The 22,347-nt window shown below is 70.2% G+C and carries 17 protein-coding genes; 14 read left to right on the top strand and 3 right to left on the bottom strand.

Translation table 11 applies throughout. The annotated features are described in order from the left end of the window. The first annotated feature begins 38 nt into the window (after nucleotides 1-38). The 3 genes from ACFHYQ_RS12115 to ACFHYQ_RS12105 are packed head-to-tail and all read left to right on the top strand — an operon-like array spanning nucleotide 39 to nucleotide 1,866. Complete coding sequence (locus tag ACFHYQ_RS12115) at nucleotides 39-368, top strand: helix-turn-helix domain-containing protein (protein WP_204012630.1); 330 nt, start codon at nucleotides 39-41, stop codon at nucleotides 366-368. Beyond that, nucleotides 365-1,255 (top strand): ImmA/IrrE family metallo-endopeptidase, encoded by an 891-nt coding sequence (locus tag ACFHYQ_RS12110; protein WP_394301207.1) that lies wholly within the window; start codon nucleotides 365-367, stop codon nucleotides 1,253-1,255. The genes ACFHYQ_RS12115 and ACFHYQ_RS12110 overlap by 4 nt, the downstream gene beginning before the upstream one ends. Further along, a complete protein-coding gene (locus ACFHYQ_RS12105; RefSeq protein ID WP_204012632.1) occupies nucleotides 1,252-1,866 on the top strand; it encodes a PIN domain-containing protein in 615 nt (204 codons plus the stop codon). Before ACFHYQ_RS12110 ends, ACFHYQ_RS12105 begins: the two co-directional genes overlap by 4 nt. On the opposite strand, the gene ACFHYQ_RS12100 is transcribed toward ACFHYQ_RS12105, so the two are convergent. Together ACFHYQ_RS12100 and ACFHYQ_RS12095 are read right to left on the bottom strand one after the other, a co-directional pair. Continuing rightward, nucleotides 1,785-2,153, bottom strand: a complete 369-nt coding sequence (locus ACFHYQ_RS12100) for a DUF397 domain-containing protein (RefSeq protein WP_394301206.1) — start codon at nucleotides 2,151-2,153, stop codon at nucleotides 1,785-1,787. The genes ACFHYQ_RS12105 and ACFHYQ_RS12100 overlap by 82 nt on opposite strands. Nucleotides 2,154-2,260: 107 nt before the next feature. Beyond that, on the bottom strand, nucleotides 2,261-4,147 hold the full coding sequence (locus tag ACFHYQ_RS12095) for an asparagine synthetase B family protein (protein WP_394301205.1): 1,887 nt from the start codon (nucleotides 4,145-4,147) through the stop codon (nucleotides 2,261-2,263). 498 nt (nucleotides 4,148-4,645) lie between these two features. Between ACFHYQ_RS12095 and ACFHYQ_RS12090 the strand changes: the two genes are divergently transcribed. From ACFHYQ_RS12090 to ACFHYQ_RS12055, 8 genes are all read left to right on the top strand, one after another. After that, entirely contained in the window at nucleotides 4,646-6,667 is a 2,022-nt protein-coding gene (locus ACFHYQ_RS12090) for a hypothetical protein (protein ID WP_394301204.1), read from the top strand. A 34-nt stretch (nucleotides 6,668-6,701) separates the two neighbouring features. Continuing rightward, on the top strand, nucleotides 6,702-7,406 hold the full coding sequence (locus tag ACFHYQ_RS12085) for an anticodon-binding protein (protein ID WP_394301203.1): 705 nt from the start codon (nucleotides 6,702-6,704) through the stop codon (nucleotides 7,404-7,406). Nucleotides 7,407-7,532: 126 nt separating this feature from the next. Next, nucleotides 7,533-8,927: a diaminopimelate decarboxylase gene (gene lysA, locus ACFHYQ_RS12080; protein ID WP_394301202.1), complete on the top strand. Its 1,395-nt coding sequence runs from the start codon at nucleotides 7,533-7,535 to the stop codon at nucleotides 8,925-8,927. 100 nt (nucleotides 8,928-9,027) lie between these two features. Further along, complete coding sequence (locus tag ACFHYQ_RS12075; protein WP_394301225.1) at nucleotides 9,028-10,308, top strand: homoserine dehydrogenase; 1,281 nt, start codon at nucleotides 9,028-9,030, stop codon at nucleotides 10,306-10,308. A gap of 81 nt (nucleotides 10,309-10,389) precedes the next feature. Beyond that, the gene (locus ACFHYQ_RS12070) at nucleotides 10,390-11,205 is read left to right on the top strand and encodes a polysaccharide deacetylase family protein (protein WP_394301201.1); all 816 of its coding nucleotides are present in this window, start codon (nucleotides 10,390-10,392) and stop codon (nucleotides 11,203-11,205) included. Nucleotides 11,206-11,339: 134 nt separating this feature from the next. Further along, the gene (locus ACFHYQ_RS12065) at nucleotides 11,340-12,905 is read left to right on the top strand and encodes a glycosyltransferase family 39 protein (protein WP_394301200.1); all 1,566 of its coding nucleotides are present in this window, start codon (nucleotides 11,340-11,342) and stop codon (nucleotides 12,903-12,905) included. Between the two features lie 125 nt (nucleotides 12,906-13,030). Further along, on the top strand, nucleotides 13,031-14,236 hold the full coding sequence (locus ACFHYQ_RS12060) for a glycosyltransferase family 2 protein (RefSeq protein ID WP_394301199.1): 1,206 nt from the start codon (nucleotides 13,031-13,033) through the stop codon (nucleotides 14,234-14,236). Then, nucleotides 14,233-15,957, top strand: a complete 1,725-nt coding sequence (locus ACFHYQ_RS12055) for a glycosyltransferase (protein ID WP_394301198.1) — start codon at nucleotides 14,233-14,235, stop codon at nucleotides 15,955-15,957. The genes ACFHYQ_RS12060 and ACFHYQ_RS12055 overlap by 4 nt, the downstream gene beginning before the upstream one ends. Before the next feature lie 12 nt (nucleotides 15,958-15,969). On the opposite strand, the gene ACFHYQ_RS12050 is transcribed toward ACFHYQ_RS12055, so the two are convergent. After that, nucleotides 15,970-17,517 (bottom strand): glycosyltransferase family 2 protein, encoded by a 1,548-nt coding sequence (locus ACFHYQ_RS12050; RefSeq protein ID WP_394301197.1) that lies wholly within the window; start codon nucleotides 17,515-17,517, stop codon nucleotides 15,970-15,972. Nucleotides 17,518-17,760: 243 nt separating this feature from the next. On the opposite strand from ACFHYQ_RS12050, the gene thrC reads away from it, so the two are divergent. The 3 genes from thrC (at nucleotide 17,761) to rho (ending at nucleotide 22,306) form a co-directional block, all read left to right on the top strand. Beyond that, nucleotides 17,761-18,819 carry a threonine synthase gene (thrC, locus tag ACFHYQ_RS12045; protein WP_394301196.1) on the top strand — a complete coding sequence of 353 codons (1,059 nt, stop codon included), beginning with the start codon at nucleotides 17,761-17,763 and terminating at the stop codon, nucleotides 18,817-18,819. Between the two features lie 107 nt (nucleotides 18,820-18,926). Beyond that, the gene (thrB, locus tag ACFHYQ_RS12040; RefSeq protein ID WP_394301195.1) at nucleotides 18,927-19,892 is read left to right on the top strand and encodes a homoserine kinase; all 966 of its coding nucleotides are present in this window, start codon (nucleotides 18,927-18,929) and stop codon (nucleotides 19,890-19,892) included. A gap of 413 nt (nucleotides 19,893-20,305) precedes the next feature. Beyond that, complete coding sequence (gene rho / locus ACFHYQ_RS12035) at nucleotides 20,306-22,306, top strand: transcription termination factor Rho (protein ID WP_394301194.1); 2,001 nt, start codon at nucleotides 20,306-20,308, stop codon at nucleotides 22,304-22,306. The last annotated feature ends 41 nt before the right edge of the window (nucleotides 22,307-22,347 follow it).

The following is a 22,347-nucleotide window of genomic DNA, read 5'->3' as shown; positions in this document are numbered from 1 at the left end:
ATAGGTTGATTCAATCTCATGTGGGAGGGGCGAGCCGGATGACGACCGTGGGTGCGCGGGTGGAAAATGCCTTGGCTGCGTCGAGGTTGAGCCAGCGTGCGCTTGCCCAGGTGACGGGCATCTCGCAGTCGACCTTGTCACGGATCATCTCGGGGGATCGAGCGGCGAAGCTCCCGGAGTTGGCGGCCATCGCCTGGGCGACCGGGCACACGGTCGCGGAACTGAGCGGGGGCAGTGCGGTCGCCGAGCGCGTGCAGAGCGCGGCTCGGGCAACTCATGGGGCGGACATGCAACAGATGCGCGAGGTGCTGCTTCACTACCTGGAGCTGGACGCGTACCTTGACGACCAAGGCATTCCCGCAGCATGAGCGACGGCGGCGAGGATGGGCCGGGCAAAAGCGCGAGCGCGGAATCTGAGGCGAGGGCGAAGGCGGAGCAGTTTCGCCACGACCAGCACCTGGGCACCCAGCCCCTGGCGGACCTGGTTGCGCTGATCGAGCAGACGACTGGCATCGATGTGGCCGTGCTCGATGTCGGACCAGGTGAGCACGGCCTGACCATGCGCGACCCCGCGCGGGGCGCGGTTTTCATCGCGGTCGCCCGCACCGCACATCCCATGCGGCAACGCAGCACGCTGGCGCATGAGCTGGCGCACGTGCTGTTCGAGGACTGGAACGGGCCCGAGGTGCCCGCGACCGACACGCGCAGCCCGCAGGAGATTCGGGCCGACGCGTTCGCGCGTCATCTCCTCGTTCCGCTCGACGGTCTGCGGGAGCTTCTCGGCAACCGGCTGGCCGTTGTCGGCCACGCCACCTTGTCGCAGGTGGTGCAGCGCTTTGTCGTTTCACCGTCGATCGCGGCCATTGCGTTGCACCAGGCCGGCTATATCGGCGAGGGCACCAAAGACGCCTGGTTCTCACTCACGACCTCAATGCTGGCGGCCCGGTTCGGGTGGGCCGACCAGTATGAGGCTCTGCGCAACGAGTCCAACCAGCGGCGTGCTCCGCAACGCCTACTGACCCGCGCCATCGACGGATACCTCAACCATGTGGTGTCCGCCCAGACCATCGCCACCTTGCGCGGCAGGGACGTCCGGGCCATCGAGACCGAGCTCACCGACGCGGGTATCGAGCCGGGGCCGCTCTCGATCGCCTGGGCCGACCCAGCCGGCTTGCCGGCGGTCAGCGTAGATCTCGACGATCTCGACGACCCCATGGACGCTGCGCAGAGCGCGCCGGAGGGGCCAGCCGAGTGAGCGTGCGCCCCATTATCGATGCCGGCCCGGCTTTGAACTTCTTCTCCATCAACAAGGAACGCCTCCTGCTCGCTACCCTCGGCCCGATCAGCACCCCGGAAACCGTCGAGCAGGAAGTGCTCCGCAAGGCAGCTACCGACCCCCGGTTCTACGCCGCCGAACGGGTCTGGAAGAGGCTGCCGCCGCGCCTGCTGCAGATCCTCTCCGACGACGTCACCCCGGAGCTCGCCGCGGTCGTCCACCGGCTCACTGGCCTGCCGATGATCGACCGCACCCGGAAGGCCAAGGACCTCGGCGAGATCATGGTCATAGCCCACGCCGTCGTCGCGGCCGAAAGTGGGCAGGCCGTGACGGTACTCATTGATGACGGCTACGGCGCTCGCCTCGCCAGCTCCGAGATCCGCCGACTCGACCGGCTCCGCAGCCAAGGGCGCCCCATTGGCTCGATCCGGCTTGCCAGCACCCATACCGTGCTCGAACGCGCCGCCGGTGGACAATACCTCCCGGACCGTGAGGCGATGTGCGAGGTCTACACTCGACTGCGTCGCTGCGACGACGGCCTCCCGCCCATCGGAACGACCCGCTTACTCGCCCGTGACCTTTGGACCTGAAGACCCGGCACAGTAGGGGAGGGTGGCGGCGAAGCCGGCGGCCTGGGACCCCGGTGAGCAGTGGGTGCAAGCCGGGTGCTTCGGCGATCAGAGGTCGAACTCACCCTAAACTCACCCTGCTTCGCACCGGCGATGAACGCGCTCCACTCACCGGGTGTGAAGGCCAGCACCGGGCTTGAACGATCCTTGCTGTCCCGGACGGCGGCTTGCCTGAGCCCCTCATGGGCGAACTGCTGTCGAGCACAACCAACGGCAGCGCTTGTGCTGTTCTCGCTCAGATCATTCACGCCATGCGTCTCACCGGAACGCCGCGCTAACGGAAGAACATCGTCAATGAACGGGAGCGGCCGTCCTTATCGGACTCCAGGAATCGGGAGCATCACTAACAGTTACTCTAAGTGGCCCAGGGGGGAGTGAGGTCGGCGAGGAGGTCCTCGTAGTCGGTCAGCCAGGAGCCGAAGACCACCAGGGAGCGGAGCCAGAACCGGGAGTTCCACGAACCGAAGGCGGTGAGCGCGTCGGGTCCGCCGGAGACGACCTCGAGCATCTGGGGTGACAGCAGGCCGGGGATCGAGGCCGCCTTCGCCAGCATGCGGTGGTTCCACTCCCGGGCGGCCGGGCCGTTCGAGCGCAGCGGCACCCGGCGGTGCGGCAGCGCGCCGTTGGTCGACGGCAGCGTGGCCACCCGCGGGTTGGCCGCCCGCAGGATCTCCCGGTAGAACCGGCCGCCCTCCTTCCGATCCACCGGCACGGACAGCGCCGCGTCGAAGAAGTCCGGATGCAGGAACGGGAAGACCGGCGTGACCTCCGGGCCGACGAGATTGACCGGGGAGCGGGCGATGCCCCGGGCCGTCCGGGTGTGGAGGACGCTCAGCGGCAGCTCGGACCGATGCCCGTGCAGCATCGACGTGGCGGCGGCGAACGCCGTACGGACCCGGTCGTCCATCCAGGTGAGGGCGGCCTCGCCGAGCACGGGCAGGTGCGCCTCACTGGTCGTGAGGGCGGTGAGCAGTGCCTCGCGCCGCGACGTGCCGGTTCCGGCGCCCACGGCGTCGGCGGTGATGAGGAAGTTCTTCATCAGCGGCCCGCCGGCCAGGCCGTCGATCACGGGCCGCCCGCCCGCGTGGACCTCGCGGGCGAAGGGGGAGTACCACGCGTGGTGGCTGGTCAGGTATTCGAGCCGCCGCGCCGCCCAAAGCGCCTCTTGCGGGTATTTTTCCGGATATTGCGGCACGATCCGGTGGGGGATGCCCAGCTCTCTCGTGATGTAGCGGGCGAAGTCGATGTCGTTGTCGAGTCCGTCGTCCGGGCTGGTCGTCCACGATTCGATGTCAATTCCTCCCGCCGCCCCGCCCCGGTCCATCTTCGCGGCCACCGCGACGCTCGCCAGCAGCCGCGAGTCGTATCCGCCGCTCACCGGCACCAGCACCCGGTCGTACGGCTTGAGCGCCTCATGCAGCAGCGCGACCAGGTCGTCCCCGGACAGCTTGCGGTCGACCTGCTCCTCCCGCACCCACCGGGGAGCCCGCCGGTCGATCCGCAGCCGCCGCCCGGCCCGCGACCACGTCAGCGCGGTCGCCCCCGGAAGCCGCCTGACCTGGCGGTACGGCGTGTCCTCCAGCAGCGGATAGGTCAGCTTGAGAATGGCCGCCCAGGCGTCCCAGTTCACCTCGTACGGCCGACGGGCCAGCGCGAGCAGCGGCTCGATCAGCCCGGAGAAGTAGACGGTGTCCCCGTCGCGCAGGTAATAGACGTCGACCAGCCCGAACCCGCCCGTGTGCAGGGTCACCCCGTCCGGTTCGTCGATCAGTCCCGGGGCCTCGTAGTCCTCCGCGACCGACAGCCAGTCGCCCCCGACACGTCGCACCGGCCGACGGTCGCCCCAGGCGAAGGCTGCCGCCCCCGGCTCGGCCTGGTCGTACGGCACGAGCGGGTGAGAGCTGAGCAGCGCGGCCTCTGTCCCGGAATGCACCGTCTGGACGGCTGGCCCGGACCGGGCCAGCAGGTCGAGCCTGGCCTGGTCGAACGGCCCGACAGCTCCGCAGACGTACGGCCTTGCCGCGAACCGCGGCCACTCACCCTTGCGCACCTTTGCCCTCCCTGAACCCCCGCCGAGTCTAGGGGCACCGAGTTTGGATTGCCCCGGTTCGAGGCCCGCTCGCCCGCCCGTGTGCCGGTCGATAGGGCTGATCGCGCCGATGGCCTCGGTCACGGCTTCCTCACCACCGCAGCGCGCGACGATGTCGGCGCGGATCTCGCTCCACGTGGCCAAGCCGGTCACGGTGCCTTTCCTACCAGCTCAGACTTCCCAGAGGGCGCTGACGGGGACAGCGTGCAGTGAGACGGCACAGATCGAGGCCCCTGCCTGAGGACATGCGCGAACCGCATAGCGCCAGGTCAGCATGCTGATGAAAAGTGATCAGCGGAAGGCTGGACGGCGACATCGTGGAACAACGGTCGCATGATCGGTGGAACGTTGGTCGCTGGAATGCCGGCCCGTTGGTCGCTTGATCGTGCGGCTGCCGAGTGTGGTGCCGTACAGAGGGCGAACTGCAAGATCATGGATGGTGTCTATGCAGGTGGAGTGGTGTGCCTGCGAGTTTCTGCGAGATCACGGAGGTTGTAAGGGCTGGTCGGAGGGGATCTTTGCGAGAAATCGCAAGATCACGGGGAGGGATTCGGGGGGTGGGGAGGGGTGGGTGCTTCGTGGGGGCGATCAGGGAGTTCTGCGAATATTGTGACTCTCGTCCTGTCCTCCCTTCGGCCTGGAGTTGCCCCGATGACCGAGCGAAGCGAGTTGGCGTCCCTTCAGGAGGCGTTGGCGCGAGCCGTCGAGCAGGCGGCCGGAGCGGCCGAGCTGACCCGGCTGATCACCGACTACCGGCGGCGGCTCGACGAGGTGGCCGCTTCCGAGGCCGAGGCGCTGACGAGGATGCGGGAGGCCGAGGCCCGCCTCAAGGTGGTCGAACGGCAGAACGCCAAGCTCGCCAAGAGCCTGGCCGAGCAGCGCTACCAGACCGAGGTCGCCAACTGGAAGCTCGCCTCGATGCAGGAGAGCCGCTGGACCAAGCTCGGCGACGCCCTGCACACCAAGAATCCCGGCACGGTCGCCAAGACACTCAAGGCACCGGTGAAGAAGCGTCCGGCGCCCAAGCGTGTCGACTTCAAACCGGAGATCCCGGCGGTGCCCGAGCCTGCGGTGGTCAAGGCGGTCCCAGATCCGAAGGCGCCCGGGGTCTCCACCCCGATCGCCGAGGGATTCGCTGTGCCGAAGGGGCCGCTGGTCAGGCCCTATCTGACGGTGGCCGCGATCATCGGCAGACAGACCGAGGCGCTGCTGCGCTACGAATGGCGCCTGGTGACCAACTTCGGCCAGGACAACTGGGAGGCGATGCTCGACCAGCAGCGGCCGCACGTGCTGTTCGTCGAGTCCGTACGGCCCGGCCCCCGTCAGGGCAACGGCGGCAGGTGGCTGGAGGCGCTGGCGGGGGAGTCGCGGGCGCTGCGCGACCTGGTCGCCGCCTGCCGCAAGCGCGGCGTCAAAACCGTCTTCTGGCACTCGGGCGGATCGGTCTCGCGGGCGTTCCCCGCGGCCGAGCACTTCGAGTACGTGCTGACCACCTCCGAGGCCCGGGCCCGCGAGTGGCGGGCCGCGCTGCGGCACGACCGGGTGGGCATCCTCACGCACGCGATCCAGCCGCGCGTGCACAACCCGATCCCCGCGGTCGGCGGCCGCTCCGGGGATGTGGTGACGCTCGGCACGGTCGCCGCGCCCCCAGCGGCCTCCTGGGTGGTGCTGGCCGGACAGGACGACGCCGACGAGACGTCCTACGACGACGTGCTGACGGCCTACCGGCGGCCTGCGCTGGTGGTCGCGGGCCCCGACGCCGACCCCAGGGCGATCGCCGAGGTCGCCGCCTGCGGGACGCCGGTGCTCCAGGTGCGGGCGGGCGCCCGTGGCGAGGAGATCGCCGCGGCCGCCGAGGTGTTGCTGGCCGATCCCGCCCGGCTGGCCCGTGAGGCGCACCTGGCGTGGCGGGCCCGCACGAGCGCGACCCCGCTGTTCGACCCGATCCTGGACACTCTCGGTGTGCCGAGCGTGCGCAACAACGCCGTGATCACCGCGATCACCGCCGTCGCGAGCCGGGCCGAGCTCGATCACCTCCTCGCTCAGGTCGCCCGTCAGCGCCGCCGGCCGGGACAGCTCGTCATCGTCGCCGGCGGCCTCGACGCCTCCCCGGTCGAGAAGGCCGCCCGCGAAGCGCTCTCGAACCCGCCCGCCGACACGGCGCCGCAGGCCGAGCCCGACCTCGTGATCCGCGTCGCGGACGGGCCCGTCACCCTCGGCGCCGGTCTCGACCGGGCGCTGCGGCTCGCCGACGGCGACTACGTGGCGGTCCTCGATCCCCGCGACGTGTACGGCGAGCACTATCTGGCCGACCTGGTCCGGCATTTCGCTTCGACCGAGGCCGAGGTGCTCGGGAAGGCCGCGTTCTACGCCCACCTGCCGGAGGCGGGCGCCACGCTGCTGCGCCAGCCGGAGGCCGAGCACCGTTTCCTGCCCGAGGTGGCCGGGGGGACGCTGCTGGCCCGCCGCCAGATCCTCACCGAACTGGGGCTGGCCGACGTCTCCGAGGAGTGGGGCGAGGTCTTCATGCGGCAGTGCCGCACCGACGGCATCGGCGTCTACTCGGCCGATCGGTACTCCTACGTCTGTGTACGCGACTCCGCCGAAAGCAGGCTGCTCCGCTCGGCTCACCTGGAGGGATACGTGCCCGCCGAGCCGCTCGCACTGATCTGAACCGATGCGCCCGGACCTGCCCTAGGCTGCCGGGATGACGCCCGTCCGGCTCGCGGAACTCCTCGGTGAGCTTCTCGGCCTGCCGCCGAGAGAGCCGCCGGTGCCGTACGGATCCTGGGAGCGCGAGGCCGTGTACGCCTCGCCGATCGCCCTGCGCGGTGCTCGGCAGGCCCGGGAGGTCGCGGAGGAGCTGGCGGTAGGGCTCCGCGCCCATGACGGCGTCGCCGGTGTACGGGTGCGGCCCGATGGTCTCCTCCTGATAGCCGTTACCTGCCCCGGCGAGATGGTGCGGGAGATCGTGCGGGCGAACGGCATGCCCCGGTGGGCGGCGGTGACCGAGCCCGGCCGCGCGGCTCCGGATTTCCCCCGGACCTGGGAGAATCCGGGCTTCGTCGTCAGGTACGCGCATGTGCGGGCCGTCGCCGTACGGCGCTGGGCGCGGGATCTGGGCGTGCCGGAGACGGGGCTGCGGCCCGAGGCGCTGGACGATCCGTACGATCGGGCGGTGCTCCGGCTGCTCGCCGAACTGCCCAGCCGGGCGGCGAGCCGCGCGCCCTCCTGGGAGACGTACGCCGAGCACCTCGCGCTCGCCTTCCACGACGCCCACGAACACGCGCCGGCCGTGCCGCGGGCGGACCAGCCGGTGACGGCCGTCCATACCGCCCGTCTCTGGCTCGCCATGGCCGTGCGAACCGTGCTCTCCGGAGTGCTGTCGACCCCACTTCCCACCAGATTGTGAGCTTCTCGCAATTTTTTGGCCATTTCTTCTGCCGCAATCACCTGATTTCCGGATTTAATGTTGTCGTTGTCTCGCCAGTTGGTCAGCTGTCTCTCGTGGGTGGCGAGGTCGGATAGCCTCGTTCGGGTGAGTCGCTTCGCCCACGCCACCGCGTCAGATGACGGACAGGCGGCCCCCGCCGCCGTGACGCCGGAAGGCCCGCCGCACGCTCCCGCCGACCTCAACGCGCTCGACCCGGCGATCTGGCCCCGAACGTCCGGCCGGATCGACGGCGCCGTCGCGCTCGGCGGCGTCGACGTCCGGGAACTGGTGAAAGACCACGGCACGCCGCTCTACGTCGTCGACGAGGAAGATTTCCGCTCCCGCTGCCGCGACTACCGGTCCGCCTTCCACGACGGCGAGGTCCACTACGCCGGCAAGGCGTTCCTGTGCCGTGAGGTCGCCCGCTGGGTCGACCAGGAAGGGCTCGGCCTCGACGTGTGCAGCGCGGGCGAGCTCGCGGTCGCGCTCAGCGTCGGGTTCCCGCCCGAGCGGATCACGATGCACGGCAACAACAAGTCGGTCGCCGAGCTGGAGAAGGCGGTCGAGGTCGGCGTCGGCCACATCGTGGTCGACTCGTTCGAGGAGATAGCCCGGCTCGGACAACTCGCCGAGCGGTACGGCGTCCGTCCCAAGGTCATGATCAGGGTGACCGTGGGGGTGGAGGCGCACACCCACGAGTTCATCGCCACCGCCCACGACGACCAGAAGTTCGGCCTGTCGCTGAACAGCGGCGCCGCGGCGGAGGCCGTACGGCGCATCCTCGGGCTGCCGAGCCTCGAACTGGTCGGCCTGCACTCCCACATCGGATCGCAGATCACTGACACGGCCGGATTCGAGGTGGCGGCCCGCCGCCTCGCCGGCCTGCTCGTGGAGATCAAGGACGAGCACGGTGTGATCCTCCCCGAGCTGGACCTCGGCGGCGGCTACGGCATCCCGTACGTGGCGGGGGACGAGGCACCGGACATCAAGGTCATCGCGGACAGTCTCCACGAGATCGTCACCAAGGTGTGCGGGGCGGCCGGCCTGCCCGTACCGCGACTCACCGTCGAACCCGGCCGCTCGATCGCGGGACTCGCGGGCGTGACGGTCTACGAGGTCGGTACCGTCAAGGACGTGGAGGGCCTGCGGACCTACGTGAGCGTCGACGGCGGAATGAGCGACAATATCCGCACCGCGCTGTACGGCGCGCAGTACACGGCGGCCCTGGCCTCCCGGGAGAGCCGGGCCGAGCCCATGCTGTCGCGTCTGGTCGGCAAGCACTGCGAGAGCGGCGACATGGTGATCCGTGACCTGTGGCTGCCGGGTGATCTGACGCCCGGCGACCTGATCGCGGTGGCGGGCACCGGCGCCTACTGCCGCTCTCTGGCCAACAACTACAACTACCTGCCCAAGCCCGCCGTGGTCGCGGTGTCAGCGGGCCGCTCGCGGGTTATCGTGCGCCGGGAGACCGAGGACGACCTGCTGCGGGGCCAGCTGTGAGCATCAGCCGGGGAAATCGGCGGTGGGCGAAGCGAGGAGGACTCGTGGGTCGAGTCGAGGAGGGCTCGTGAGTAACGCTGGCGGTAAACCGGCGCTCAAAGTGGCGTTGCTGGGCTGCGGTGTCGTCGGATCGCAGGTCGTGCGCCTGCTGCGAGAGCAGGCCGATGACCTGGCCGCCCGGGTCGGCGCGCCCCTGGAGTTGGCCGGCGTGGCCGTGCGGAGGCTCGGACGCAAACGCGACACGGAGGTTGATCCCGCGCTGCTCACGACGGACGCCGAGGCCCTCGTCACCCGTGACGACGTGGACATCGTCGTCGAGGTGATCGGTGGCATCGAGCCTGCCAGGTCGCTGATCCTCGCCGCGATGGCGCGCGGCAAGTCCGTGGTGACCGCCAACAAGGCTCTGCTGGCCGAGGACGGCGCGACCATCCACGGTGCGGCCCGGGACAACGGCGCGGACCTCTACTTCGAGGCGAGCGTGGCCGGTGCGATCCCGCTGCTGCGTCCGCTGCGCGAGTCGCTGGCCGGCGACCGGGTACGCCGCGTGCTCGGCATCGTCAACGGCACCACCAACTACATCCTCGACAGGATGGACTCCTCGGGCGCGTCGTTCACCGAAGCGCTGGAGGAGGCGCAGGCGCTGGGGTACGCCGAGGCGGACCCGACCGCCGACGTGGAGGGCTTCGACGCCGCGGCCAAGGCCGCGATCCTCGCCGGGATCGCCTTCCACAGCAGGGTCACCGCCGCCGACGTCCACCGTGAGGGCATCACGGAGATCACCGCGGCGGACGTCGACTCCGCCAGAGGCATGGGTTATGTGATCAAGCTGCTGGCCATCTGCGCCCGCTCCGACGACGGGCGGTCGATCGGCGTCCGGGTGCATCCCGCGATGATTCCGAGGTCGCACCCGCTGGCCGGGGTCCGGGAGGCGTACAACGCGGTGTTCGTCGAGGCCGAGTCGGCCGGGCGGCTGATGTTCTACGGCGCGGGCGCGGGCGGTGCGCCCACGGCCTCGGCGGTCCTCGGGGACATCGTCGCGGTGGCGCGCAACCGGCTCGCCGGCACCCGCGGACCGGAGGAGTCGACCTACGCCGACCTGAAGGTCCACCCGATGGGCGACACGGTCACCCGCTACCACATCTCGGTCGACGTGGCGGACAAGCCCGGCGTGCTCGCCCGGGTCGCGGACATCTTCGCCAAGCACGACGTGTCCATCCAGACGGTCCTGCAGGACGGGCGCGGCGACGACGCGCAGCTCGTCCTGGTCACCCACCGGGCGAGCGACGCCGCCCTGTCGGCCACGATCGAGGAGCTGCGCGACCTCGACATCGTGCGTGCGGTGGCGAGTGTCATGCGCGTCGAGGGTGACGAAACACCCTGACACTCCCTAACCCGACATAAGTGTCGATTTCCCTGTTAGGGGAATGGTCGCATGGACGGAAATTTAAGTAATGTCCTGTCCATGCGACCGATTGCCAAGAGACTCGTGTCGGCCTGTCTTGTCGCGGTGGCCCTGGTCGCGGGAGTCCGGCCTGCCGATGCCCTGGCCCAGGCCACCGCGAAGACGGTCGTGGTCCTCACGTTCGACGACACCACGGCCGATCACGCGACGGCGGCCGGGATGCTGAACAGGAGGGGCCTGCAGGGCACCTTCTACGTCAACAGCTCCCGGCTCGGCAAGCGGGGTTATCTGACCGTCGAGGACCTGCGGTTCATGGCGAAATCGGGTCACGAGATCGGTGGGCACACCCTCGGCCACGTCCACCTGCGCCGCGAAACCGAGGCCGAGCGCCGGCGGCAGATCTGCGACGACAGACAGGCGCTGCTGTCCCTCGGGTTCAAGGTGCGGTCGTTCGCCTATCCCTTCGGTGAGTTCGACGAGTCGATCAAGCAGCTGGCCATGCGATGCGGCTACACGACCGCCCGCGGCGTCACCGGCCTCCACCGTCCGGACGCCTGCCGGTCGTGTCCGTACACCGAGAAGATCCCGCCGGCGGACCTCGCCGCCGTTCGGGCCACGTCGCAGAACGGCATACCGCGTACGGCGCGCAACCTGGCGGACTTCGTCACCCGCGCCCAGCGGAACGGCGGCGGGCTCGTCATCTTCGTCTTCCACAGGATCAACGACGACAGGCGGAACGCCTACGCGACGAGCCCGCGGGAACTGTCCCGCTTCCTGGACTGGGTCGCCGGGCAGCGGAAGGCGAAGCGCGTCGTCGTGAAGCCGCTGGGAGACGTGGTCGGAGGACGGGTCTGGCCGGTCCCCGATGACATGTGACGTCCGGCATCCCTTCACCGGATGCCGCTGTTGGCGGGGATCCACCGGAGAAAATGTCACGGGATGATTCGTTTCGGTAACAACGACACCGATTGCGGTTGATCTAAGCCGAAGTGTTTCCTTAGCCTGCCGGGATGGTCACTCTTGCGGGGGAGGGGTCGGCGGCCGTCCGTCACGGTTCCCATCGGCGCAGCCGGCCGGGGGATCGGGAGCCGGACGGGAAGCGCGGTCGGCGACGGCTCCCAAGATGGACCCCGGTGGCCGCCGGGGCCGTGGCCACCGGCGTGGCGATCTCCGGGACGTCCGCGTCGCTGTCCGGTGACGAACTGGCGACGTACAGCGCGGTGACCCGCTCGCTGAGCGGGCTCTGGCTGCTCGTGCAGAACATCGATGGGCATTTCCTGCCCTACTACCTGTTCATGCACTTCTGGGCGCTGCTGAGCGACGCGGAGTGGTGGCTGCGGCTGCCTTCGGCGCTCGCCTTGGGCGTCGCGGCCGGATTCCTGGCCGATCTCGGGCGCCGGCTGTACAGCGCGCGTGCCGGGCTGCTCGGCGCCGCGCTGTTCGCTGTGCTGCCCTCGGTGTCGTACCACGGCGCGAACGCCCGGCCGTACGCCTTCGCCGCGGCGGCCGCGGTGATCTCCGCATGGGCGCTGCACCGGCTGGTCGAGGCGCCGACCGCCCGGAGGGCCTGCTGGTACGCGGGCGGCGTGGCCCTGCTCGGATGCACGCACCTGTTCTCGGTGCTGGTGCTCCCGGCGCAGCTTCTGGCCACGGCCTGGCTGCTGCCGCGCCGCGAGATCCTGACCAGGGCGCTGCCCGCGATGGCCGCCGGGTGCCTGCCCGTGGCGGTCCTCGGACTGATCGGGTGGGGTGAGCGCCACGCCATCAGCTGGATCAAGCCGCACGGCCCCGACGTGCTGCTCAAGTTCCCGAAGATGGTGACGGGATCGCCCACCCTGGGTCCGGCGTTGTTCGCGGTCGCCGTGGTCGGCGTCGTGATCCTGCTGCGACGCCCCGCCGACCGGGCCGACCGGACTGGCCGGGCCTGGGGGGCGCTGCTGGGCGGCTGGCTCGTGTTCCCGCCAGTTCTCCTGCTGCTCGTCTCGGCGGTGCTCACGCCGGCGTACGTGGACCGGTACCTTTTCGTGGCCGCGCCCGCGCTGGCCCTTACAGCGGGAGTCACGCTGGCCGCCGGCTACGACCTGCTGCGTTCCGGAGTCCTGATCCCCAGGCTCACCGCATGGGGAGCCGTGCTGATCGCCGCGGTACTGGGCATGCCGGATCAGATCGACTACCGGCAGCAGAACGGCCACTACGACGATTTCCCCGGAGCGGTGCGGGTCGTCCAGTCGAAGGCGCGGCAGCGTGACGCGATCCTGTACGGCCAGAGCTGGTTGCGTACCGGATTCGGTTACTACGGCCGGGGCGTTCTCCCTGATGACGTCATGCGGGTGGGTACGGGCCCGGGCACGGCCTTCGAATATCCGGAACGTTCCGACGTCGCCGCCGCGCTGAAGGGCCGCACCCGGGTCTGGATCGTCTGGCGCGGCACCAAGCAGTCCGGCCTCACAGGGTCGAAGTTTCCCGAGGTCACGGCGGTGCGGACGGCCGGATTCCGGCTCTCCTCCGCGTGGCACTCCGCGGAGCTTCCCGGCCTGACGGTGGCCCTGTTCTCCCGGACTGTTCCAAACCCGTGACGCTCTCCCGGAATCGGAGAGAACGAGGAAGCCATCCTGAACGGTTGCTGACAACGGAGTTAACCGCTTTGATCTGACAAGGGTCCGCCACGACTCGAATGATCTTTGTGGGCGCGGGAGGTGCGGTGACGACGGACATCTGCTCGCCGGTGGGGTTCACCCGATCTCCGGCCGAGGGAACCGTTGAGCTGTCCTGGAACGCCGGGCAATGGAGCGCCGACGGATTCTTGGAGCGCTCCCCGAAGGGCACGGAAGGAGTGGAGCGCTCCGCCGGGCGGTCGCCGGGCCACCGGGTGACCAGGGAGGAGATCGACGCGCTCCGGCCGCTGCGCGGGCTGCGGGTCCAGTGGCCCGCCACGCCCACCCGCCAGGTGGAGGAGGCGCTGGCGGCCGTCACCGACCTCGCCGCCGCGGGAGTGCCGCTCACCTCCGGCCCGCCGCCACCCTGGGTCCGCCGGGCCGATCCCGTCCTGGCCGACCTGGTCGCCAACTGGACCCCGGAGCCGGACGAGGACACGCCGGACTCGGTCGGCGACCTGCGCAGGGAGGAGCACAGCGTGCGGCTGCGACGGCACGCGCTGCGCGCGAGGGGCATCGGCCGTACGGCGCCGACGGTGACGGTGGTCATGGCGACGCGCCGGCCGCACCTGCTGGACGCCGCGCTGCGGCAGATCGCCCGCCAGCGCGGAGCGGACCTCGAGGTGATCGTCGCCTCGCACGGTTTCTCCGCCGCGCTCGCCGAAAGGGCGGTGGCGGACTTCCCCTGGCCCGTCATCGTGCTGGAGTCGGACCGGGCCACGCCGTTCGGGGAGGTGCTCAATCTGGCGGCGTCCCACGCGACGACCGACACCATCCTCAAGTGGGACGACGACGATTGGTACGGCCCCGAGCACATCGCCGATCTCCTGCTCGCCAAGGCGTACTCCGGCGCCGACGTGGTGGGCACCGCCCAGGAGTTCTTCTACCTGGAGCCGCTCGGCGTCACGGTCCGGCGGACCGACTACGGCAGCGAGAGGTGGACCGATCACGTCGCCGGGGGCACGATCATGATCGGCAGAGAGCTCTTCCGGGAGGTCGGCGGTTTCGGACCGTACCCCCGGGGTGAGGACGCCCACCTGCTGCGCGCGGTCGTCGCCCGGGGCGGGCGGATCTACCGCACGCATGGGCTCGGGTACGTCCTGCGGCGCTCGCTGAGCGGCGAGAACACCTGGCAGCGGCCACTTGCGCACTTCCTGAGAGTTTCGGGCAAACAGTGGCGAGGCTTCCGGCCCAGTGTGATCCTGGGGGACGGCCAGGTTGCGGGGGACGGCGAGAGCGTGGAGGCGGGATGACGCCGCGAATCCGGGGAAACGACTACACCGTCCTCGACCCGCCCGCCGTGGGATCGTCATGGACGCCACGGCTCCGGGTGAGCCTCGTGGTGCCGGCCTATGCCGCGCAGTCCAAGCTCGACCTCACGCTGGCGGGTCTCGCCGTCCAGACATATCCGGCGGACCTGATCGAGGTCATCGTCGTCGACAACGGCAGCGAGCCGCCGCTGAGCCTGCCGGACATCCGGCCGGAGAACACCCGCCTGCTGGTCTGCCCGACCCCGGGCCGCGCCGCGGCGCGGAACATGGGGTTGGCCGCGGCCACCGGCGACGTCATCCACTGGATGGACTCCGACATCGTGCCGGAGCGGGAAGAGGTGGAGGCGCACATGCGCTGGCACCACCTCGCGCCCTACCTGTCTGTCACGTCCTATCTGCGCTTCACCACCGCGCCGCTTCCCGACGCGAAGGAGGTGGCCGAGGCCGAGGACCTCGCGAAGTTCTTCGAGCCGACCGAGCCGCACGCGTGGATCCAAGACCTGGTCGACCGGACGGACGGGCTGACCCGCACCCGCCGGGCGTTCAGCATCCATATCGGCGGGGCCACCTCGGTCGGGGCGCGGCTGTTCGAACGGGCCGGACCCATGGACCCCGACATGGTCCTCGGCCAGGACACGGAGATGGGATACCGCCTGGCTCAGGCCGGGGCGGTGTTCATCCCCGATCCCGAGGCGCGGGCCTATCACCTGGGCCCGTCGATGCGGATGCGGGACGCCGTGTCGATCAGCCGGGTCAGCCACCCGCTCGTGGCCGACCGCGTCCCCGTCTACCGGTGGCTGCGCAAACACCCCACCCGGCAGTGGAAGGTTCCCCTGCTGGAGGTGGTGGTCGACGCCGCCGGCGCATCGTGTGACGACGTCATGGCGACCGTGGACGCGGTCCTGGCCGGCACGCTGACCGATCTGTCGGTGCTCGTGACCGGTCCGTGGGACGAGATCAGGCCGGAGCAGCGCGCACCGCTCACCGATCCCCATCTCGATCTCGTCCTGCTGCGTGCGCACTACGGCCACGAGAGCCGGGTCCGGCTGGTCTCCGGGCTCTCCGACAGCGTCGCGCCGTTCCGCCTGCGCCTGCCGCCGGGCTGGGCGCCCGGCGAGGACACCCTGTCCCAGATCCTGGCGCTGGCACAGGAACGGGACCTTGGGCTGGTCAGCATCCTGCTGGCCGAGGACCCGGAGGGCATCACCGCGGCCCGTCTGGAGTGCACCGAGGCGTTCGCCCGCGCTGCCCTGCTCGTCCCCCCGCACGAGGCGGACGGCGAGGGGGAGACCATGGCGCACGGTGACGGCGGTGACGGTGACGGCGGGGACGTCGACGCCTTCGTCGACGAGGTCTTCGGCACGTTCTGGGTCGACGGCGAGACGTACGGTTTCACCTCGGGGTCCGAGGCCGGACCGTTCCCGAGCGTCCGGGCCGCCTACCGGGCCCGGGTGCAGGCACAGGCCGAGGTCGAGCGGCTCACCAAGGAGGTCGAGCGGATCCGCGGCCAGGTCGCCAGGTGGCGCGAGGAGGCAGGCCGATGGCGCAGAACTGCCGTCGGCTACCGCCGGGAGGTCGGCACTCTCCGGCGGCAGGTCTCGACGCTCCGGCGCACCCAGGCCCGGCGTGGCCTGCGGAGCCTCAGACGAATCAAGGTCCTCGCCCGAGGCCTCACCCGCACGTTCAACGGCAGGAACCCCTAGATCCGACCTGAGTCACGAGCGGCGGAACAGGCCGCCGAGGCGCTGCCGCGGCCGCGATCGCTCGGGTGGAGTCACGGGCGGTTGAGCCACAGCCTGCTGAGTCACGGGCTGCTGCACAGGCCGAGACGCCGGGGGAGTCGCCGGGGCAGGCTGCCGTTGGGGCGCCGTGAGGAACTCCTTCTCCGCGGCGTGCCGGACGCCGTGGGTCTCCTCGATGACGGTGGAGAGATCTTCACCGGGGCGGGCGAGCAGGCGGGCCCGGGCGGCGGCCTCCGTCCGTTCGAGGGCGGCGGTGCGGCCGTCCGGCAGTTCGACGACCAGCAGGCCGAGACGCTCCTCCAGCATCGTCTTGGTCATCCGCTCCAGTTCGTCCGCGCCCGGAGGCGCGTCGATCGGCGTGGTGTAGCGGAAGGGCGCGGGAGCCGCGGTCGGCGCCGCCCGCTCGGCGAAGCGAACCCGCTGATCGTGGCGGAAGGCCTCCCGCACCAGGGCGAGATCGAACGCCCTGCTCCCCGGCGCCTGGCTCGCCCGGTCGGAAGGTCCCGGCCAGGGCCCCACAAGCGTGATGGCGATGTCGGTGAGCCCGGTATCGGTTCCGGTGAGGATCGCGTCGACGGACGTGCGGATCAGCGTCTCGTCCGCACCGGTCACGTCGAGCACGATCTCCACGTACGGCACCGGCCGCCGCCGGTCGCGCTCCTTGCGGAGATCCCGCCGCAGCGGCACCTTCTGCGCCAGATGGGTCTCGACCAGCCGGACGATCGCCTTGCCGTGCTCACCGCGCTGGGCCGGCAGCCCGAGATGCACGGCCCGCGCCGTCATGTCCGGCACGAACACCGCTCCGGCCTGGGCGAGCCGATAGGCGAACTCGGTGTCCTGGCCGCGCACGACCTCCGGGTCGAACCCGCGCACCTCGCGCAGCAGGGTACGGCGCAACGAGACGGTGGGCCCGGTGCAGACCTGGTAGGGATTGCGGCTGGCGCGCAGCCCGTCGAGGCGGCGGATCGTCTCCTCGGTCGAGCTCGACACGAGCGCCGCCGGATCGAACAGCGCTTCCGGCGTGCCGCGCCGCACCGCGTCGTACACCTGCTCGGGCGTCAGAGCGGGCTCCTCGGCGAACTTCTTGCCGCCGATCGTCACGAGATAGTCCGTGAGGTGGTGCCAGCGGAAGAGCGCCTCCAGGTGCTCCCGGCAGATCACCATGTCGGCGTCCAGGCGTTGGACGATCTCGCCCGTCGCGACCTCGATGCCCGCGTTCATCGCGTGTCCGGCCCCCCAGCCTCCGGGCGGGCCGGAGATGATCCGTGTGTTGTCCGGGCGGATCTCCGGGAGCCGCAGCGGCGGATCGCTGCCGTCGTCGACGACGATGACCTCGGTGAGGGAGGCGGGGTAGGTCTGCGCGGCGAGCGCGGCCAGCGTAAGGTCCAGACGGTGCTGCCGGCCGTGCGCGGGGATGACGACGCTGGCGGGCAGCGTCGGGACCCACTCCCCGACGGGCGGCGGGGCCAGCGGGGAATAGTCGTTGTGCCGGACCCTCGGCCTGACGTGGCCTCCCGTCACGATCGCCGCTCCTCACCTTGCGATACCTCGCGAGACCTTGCGATCTCCATCGGACGCCGTTCACACTAACCAAGCCGGCCGACGGTTTCGCGGGGCGAGCGTGGGAATCCCCTGAAAACGGCGATGCCCGCCCAGATGTCCACCAGTTGGACGGCGCATCCCGGACGTCAGGCGGATGGCCGTAGACTCGTTGCCCGATACCGCAGGTGACACGCGCATCGCGCGTGGGAGGAGCAAGCAATCATGACCAGGGCTTGGCGTGGCCTGATCGAGGAGTACCGCGACCGTCTGCCGGTCTCCACGACGACGCCAGTGGTGACCCTGCTCGAGGGCGGCACACCGCTCCTGCCCGCCAGGCGCGTGTCCGAGATCACCGGCTGCGATGTCCACCTCAAAATCGAGGGTCTCAACCCCACCGGCAGCTTCAAGGACCGCGGCATGACCGTGGCCATCAGCAAGGCCGTCGAAGAGGGCGCCAAGGCCGTCATCTGCGCCTCCACCGGGAACACCAGCGCCTCGGCCGCGGCATACGCCGTACGCGCCGGGCTGCGTTGCGCCGTCCTCGTGCCGCGCGGAAAGATCGCGATGGGCAAGCTCGCCCAGGCGCTCGTGCACGGCGCGAAGCTGCTGCAGGTGGAGGGATCGTTCGACGACTGCCTGGAGATGACCAGGAAGCTCGCGGAGAACTACCCGATCGCGCTGGTCAACTCCGTCAACCCGCACCGCCTCCAGGGGCAGAAGACCGCGGCGTTCGAGATCGTCGACGCGCTCGGCGACGCGCCGGACGTCCACTGCATCCCCGTCGGCAACGCGGGCAACATCTCGGCCTACTGGATGGGCTACAAGGAGTACGCCGACGACGGCCTGGCCACCAGGCGGCCGCGGATGCTGGGCTTCCAGGCCAGCGGCGCCGCCCCGCTGGTGTCCGGTGCCCCGGTGACCCACCCCCAGACGATCGCGACGGCCATCCGGATCGGCAACCCCGCCTCCTGGCGGCTCGCCGAGGCGGCCCGCGACGAGTCCGGCGGCGGCATCCAGGCCGTCACCGACCGGCAGATCGCCGCCGCGTACAGGTTGCTCGCGCAGGAGGAGGGCGTCTTCGTCGAGCTCGCCTCGGCCGCGAGCGTCGCCGGACTGCTGACGGCGCACGAGCAGGGTCTCCTCACGCCGGGAGAGCGCGTGGTCTGCACGGTGACGGGCAACGGACTCAAGGACCCTGACTGGGCCATCTCGGGTGCTCCGTCTCCGGTGACGATTCCCATCGACGCGTATGCCGCCGCCTCCGCGCTCGGCCTCGCCTGACATCTCCCGCTCGGTGCCCGGCGTTTCCCCACGTCTGCCCGGCGCCTCGTCGGCATGCCCCGACTACGAGACGCCGTTCGTCCATCCGAGATGAATGGAAACCATGAATGACGGATAGTCACGGCGTCGTGGTCCGGGTGCCGGCGACCAGCGCCAACCTCGGCCCCGGATTCGACAGCCTCGGCCTCGCACTCGACCTGTACGACGAGGTGGAGGCCGCCGTGCTCGACGCGGACGGCGCGCGGCTGCGGGACGTGCGGGTCGAGGTCGAGGGGGAGGGCGCGGGCACGGGTGAGCTGGACCGGGGCGAGAGCCACCTGATCGTCAAGACCATGCGGACCACGTTCGACCGCATGGGCGTCGCCCAGCCGTCCGGGATCCGGTTGCGCTGCCGCAACCGGATCCCGCACGCGCGCGGCCTCGGTTCGTCCTCGGCCGCGATCTGCGCCGGCGTCCTCGCCGCCCGTGCCCTCGTGCCCGCACTCGCCGACGGCGCGGCGGGAGCCGTACGGCCCCTGCCGGACGACGAGGTGTTCGCCCTGGCCACCGAGCTGGAGGGACATCCGGACAATGTGGCGCCCTGCCTGGCAGGCGGACTCACCATCGCCTGGACGGACCAGTCCGGAGCGTCGAGTATGGTGAAAGTGACTCCGCACGAGGATGTCCGCCCGGTCGTGTTGATCCCGGACTTCCGGTTGTCCACGGAAGAGGCGCGGGGGCTGCTGCCGAAGGACGTTCCACACGCGGATGCCGCGTTCAACGCGGGCCGCGCGGCATTGCTCGTAGCGGCGCTCACACAACGGCCGGAACCCGGCCTGCTGCTCGCCGGTACAGAAGACCGCCTCCATCAGGATCACCGTGCGTCGGCGATGCCGCGCACGGCGGAACTGGTACGCGGACTTCGTGCGGCCGGTGTGCCCGCTGTGGTCTCGGGGGCCGGTCCCACGGTTCTCGTTTTCATGACACGGGACACCAAGGATTTGATCGCGCCTAAAGTGGGTAATGACTGGCACATCCAGCCAATGAACGTCGACCCACGTGGTGCGTACGTTCGGTTTCCCGAGACACGCTGATGCCTCTTCGACCTTCAGGGAATAGTTGTGCGCGCTGGTGATGTTAGGCTGATAGCCGCACCAGGTGCCCCCGTGTTGGGTGCGTGCTTGTCATTCGCACATCGCTGCACTTCGCTCCGCGTCCTTCGACGCGGGCATGGCGATTTTCCCGAAACCGTTACCTTCAGTCAGCTCACCTGCGAGTGGCCTGGCGAGAGGCGGGGTTCTCGGAGACATGCGCGTTCGATCCACCAAGACATCTGGTTGGTGACGGCAATCCGGGGGAAGTCCCCCGGGCACCTACCGCTTGCGAGTCCCGAGGGTCATCGACACATGAGACTCGTCAAGCCCGGCCCGGTCTGTCCCGCCGGGTCGCACCACCGGGACGCCTGGACGCACGATTCTGGCGCCCAACCCCTGGGAAGGACCCTTAGTTGAGCGACACCACCGAACTCCTCTCCGACGGCCAGGCCGTCGGCGACACCCCCACCAGCGCCCCGGCCCGACGTCGTCGCTCCGGCACCGGCCTCGCCGGCATGGTGCTCCCCGAGCTGCAGGCCCTGGCGTCCACCCTGGGCATCACCGGGATCGGACGGATGCGTAAGAGCCAACTCATCGCGGCCATCCAGGAGAAGCAGGGCGAGCAGGGACAGGCCTCTGCTGAGCCGAAGGCGGCCGAGACCGCCGCCCCGGCCGAGGCGCCGGCCGCCGAACGTCCCACGCGCGGCCGCAGGGAACGTTCCCGCGCTGCGAAGCCCGCCGCCGCTGAGCAGACGACCATTGAGCAGGTGACGCCTGAGCAGCCCGCCGTCGAGCGTGAGGAGTGGCCCGCCGCGTCCGAGCCCGTGGCAAGCGCACCCGCTGCTGTCAGCGCTCCCGCCGACAGCGTGACCGCCGGACCGTCCGCCACCTCGTCGGTGGCGCCGGCCGAGTCGCAGGCGGATGCCGCGCCGGGCGAGACGCGCACCGAGGGCCGGTCCGAGCGGGGCGGCGACCGGCGCGAGCGCCGTACCCGCGGTGAGCGCGGGGACCGGCGCGACCGCTCGGAGCGTGACGGTCGTGACGGTCGTGACGGTCACAGTGGTCGTGACGGCCACAACGGCCGTGACAGCCGGACCGAGCAGCGCCCCGCAGCGGCCGATGCGGGCGACGGCCAGAACCGCGGCCGTGACCAGCGCGGCGACGGCAGGAACGACCAGCAGGGCGAGGACGGCCGCGGCCGGCGTGGCCGGTTCCGCGAGCGCAACCGCCGCGGCCGTGACCGGTTCGACAGCGGCGAGCCGGTGATCAGCGAGGACGACGTCCTCATTCCGATCGCCGGCATCCTCGACATCCTCGACAACTACGCGTTCGTGCGGACCAGCGGTTACCTGCCGGGGGCCAACGACGTGTACGTCTCGCTCGCACAGATCCGCAGGCATGGCCTGCGCAAGGGCGACGTCGTGACCGGAGCCGTACGGCAGCCGCGCGACGGTGAGCGCCGCGAGAAGTTCAACGCGCTCGTCCGTCTCGACTCGGTGAACGGCATGGAGCCGGATCAGGCCCGTCAGCGGCCCGACTTCAACAAGCTCACGCCGCTCTACCCGCAGGAGCGCCTGCGCCTGGAGACAGAGCCGAACATCCTCACCACGCGGATCATCGACCTGGTCTCGCCCATCGGCAAGGGCCAGCGCGGTCTCATCGTCTCGCCGCCCAAGGCCGGCAAGACGATGGTGCTGCAGGCCATCGCCAACGCGATCACTCGCAACAACCCCGAGTGCCACCTGATGGTCGTCCTCGTCGACGAGCGTCCGGAAGAGGTCACCGACATGCAGCGGACGGTGAAGGGCGAGATCATCCACTCGACCTTCGACCGGCCGGCCGAGGACCACACCACGGTCGCCGAGCTGGCGATCGAGCGGGCCAAGCGCCTGGTCGAGCTGGGCCACGACGTGGTCGTCCTGCTCGACTCGATCACCCGGCTGGGCCGCGCCTACAACCTCGCGGCGCCCGCGAGCGGCCGGATCCTGTCCGGTGGTGTCGACTCGACCGCCCTCTACCCGCCGAAGCGGTTCTTCGGCGCCGCCCGCAACATCGAGAACGGCGGCTCGCTGACGATCCTCGCCACCGCGCTGGTCGAGACCGGCTCGAAGATGGACGAGGTGATCTTCGAGGAGTTCAAGGGCACCGGCAACATGGAGCTCAAGCTCAACCGGTCGCTGGCCGACAAGAGGATCTTCCCCGCGGTGGACGTCGACGCGTCCAGCACCCGCAAGGAGGAGATCCTCATGGGCAAGGAGGAGCTGGCCATCGTGTGGAAGCTCCGCCGCGTCCTCCACGCACTCGACATGCAGCAGGCGCTGGAGCTCCTCATCGAGAAGATGAAGGAGACCAAGTCCAACGCCGAGTTCCTGCTCCAGGTGCAGAAGACCACGGTCAGCAGCGACCGCGACTGACGCGCCGTCTGATCGGAGGACGAACGTCCCGTACGGCTCTG

This window comes from Sphaerimonospora cavernae (assembly GCF_042435035.1).
GTDB lineage: Bacteria > Actinomycetota > Actinomycetes > Streptosporangiales > Streptosporangiaceae > Sphaerimonospora > Sphaerimonospora cavernae.
Note: the sequence above shows the minus strand (reverse complement) of the source record. Positions and strands in the feature narration are given on the sequence as shown.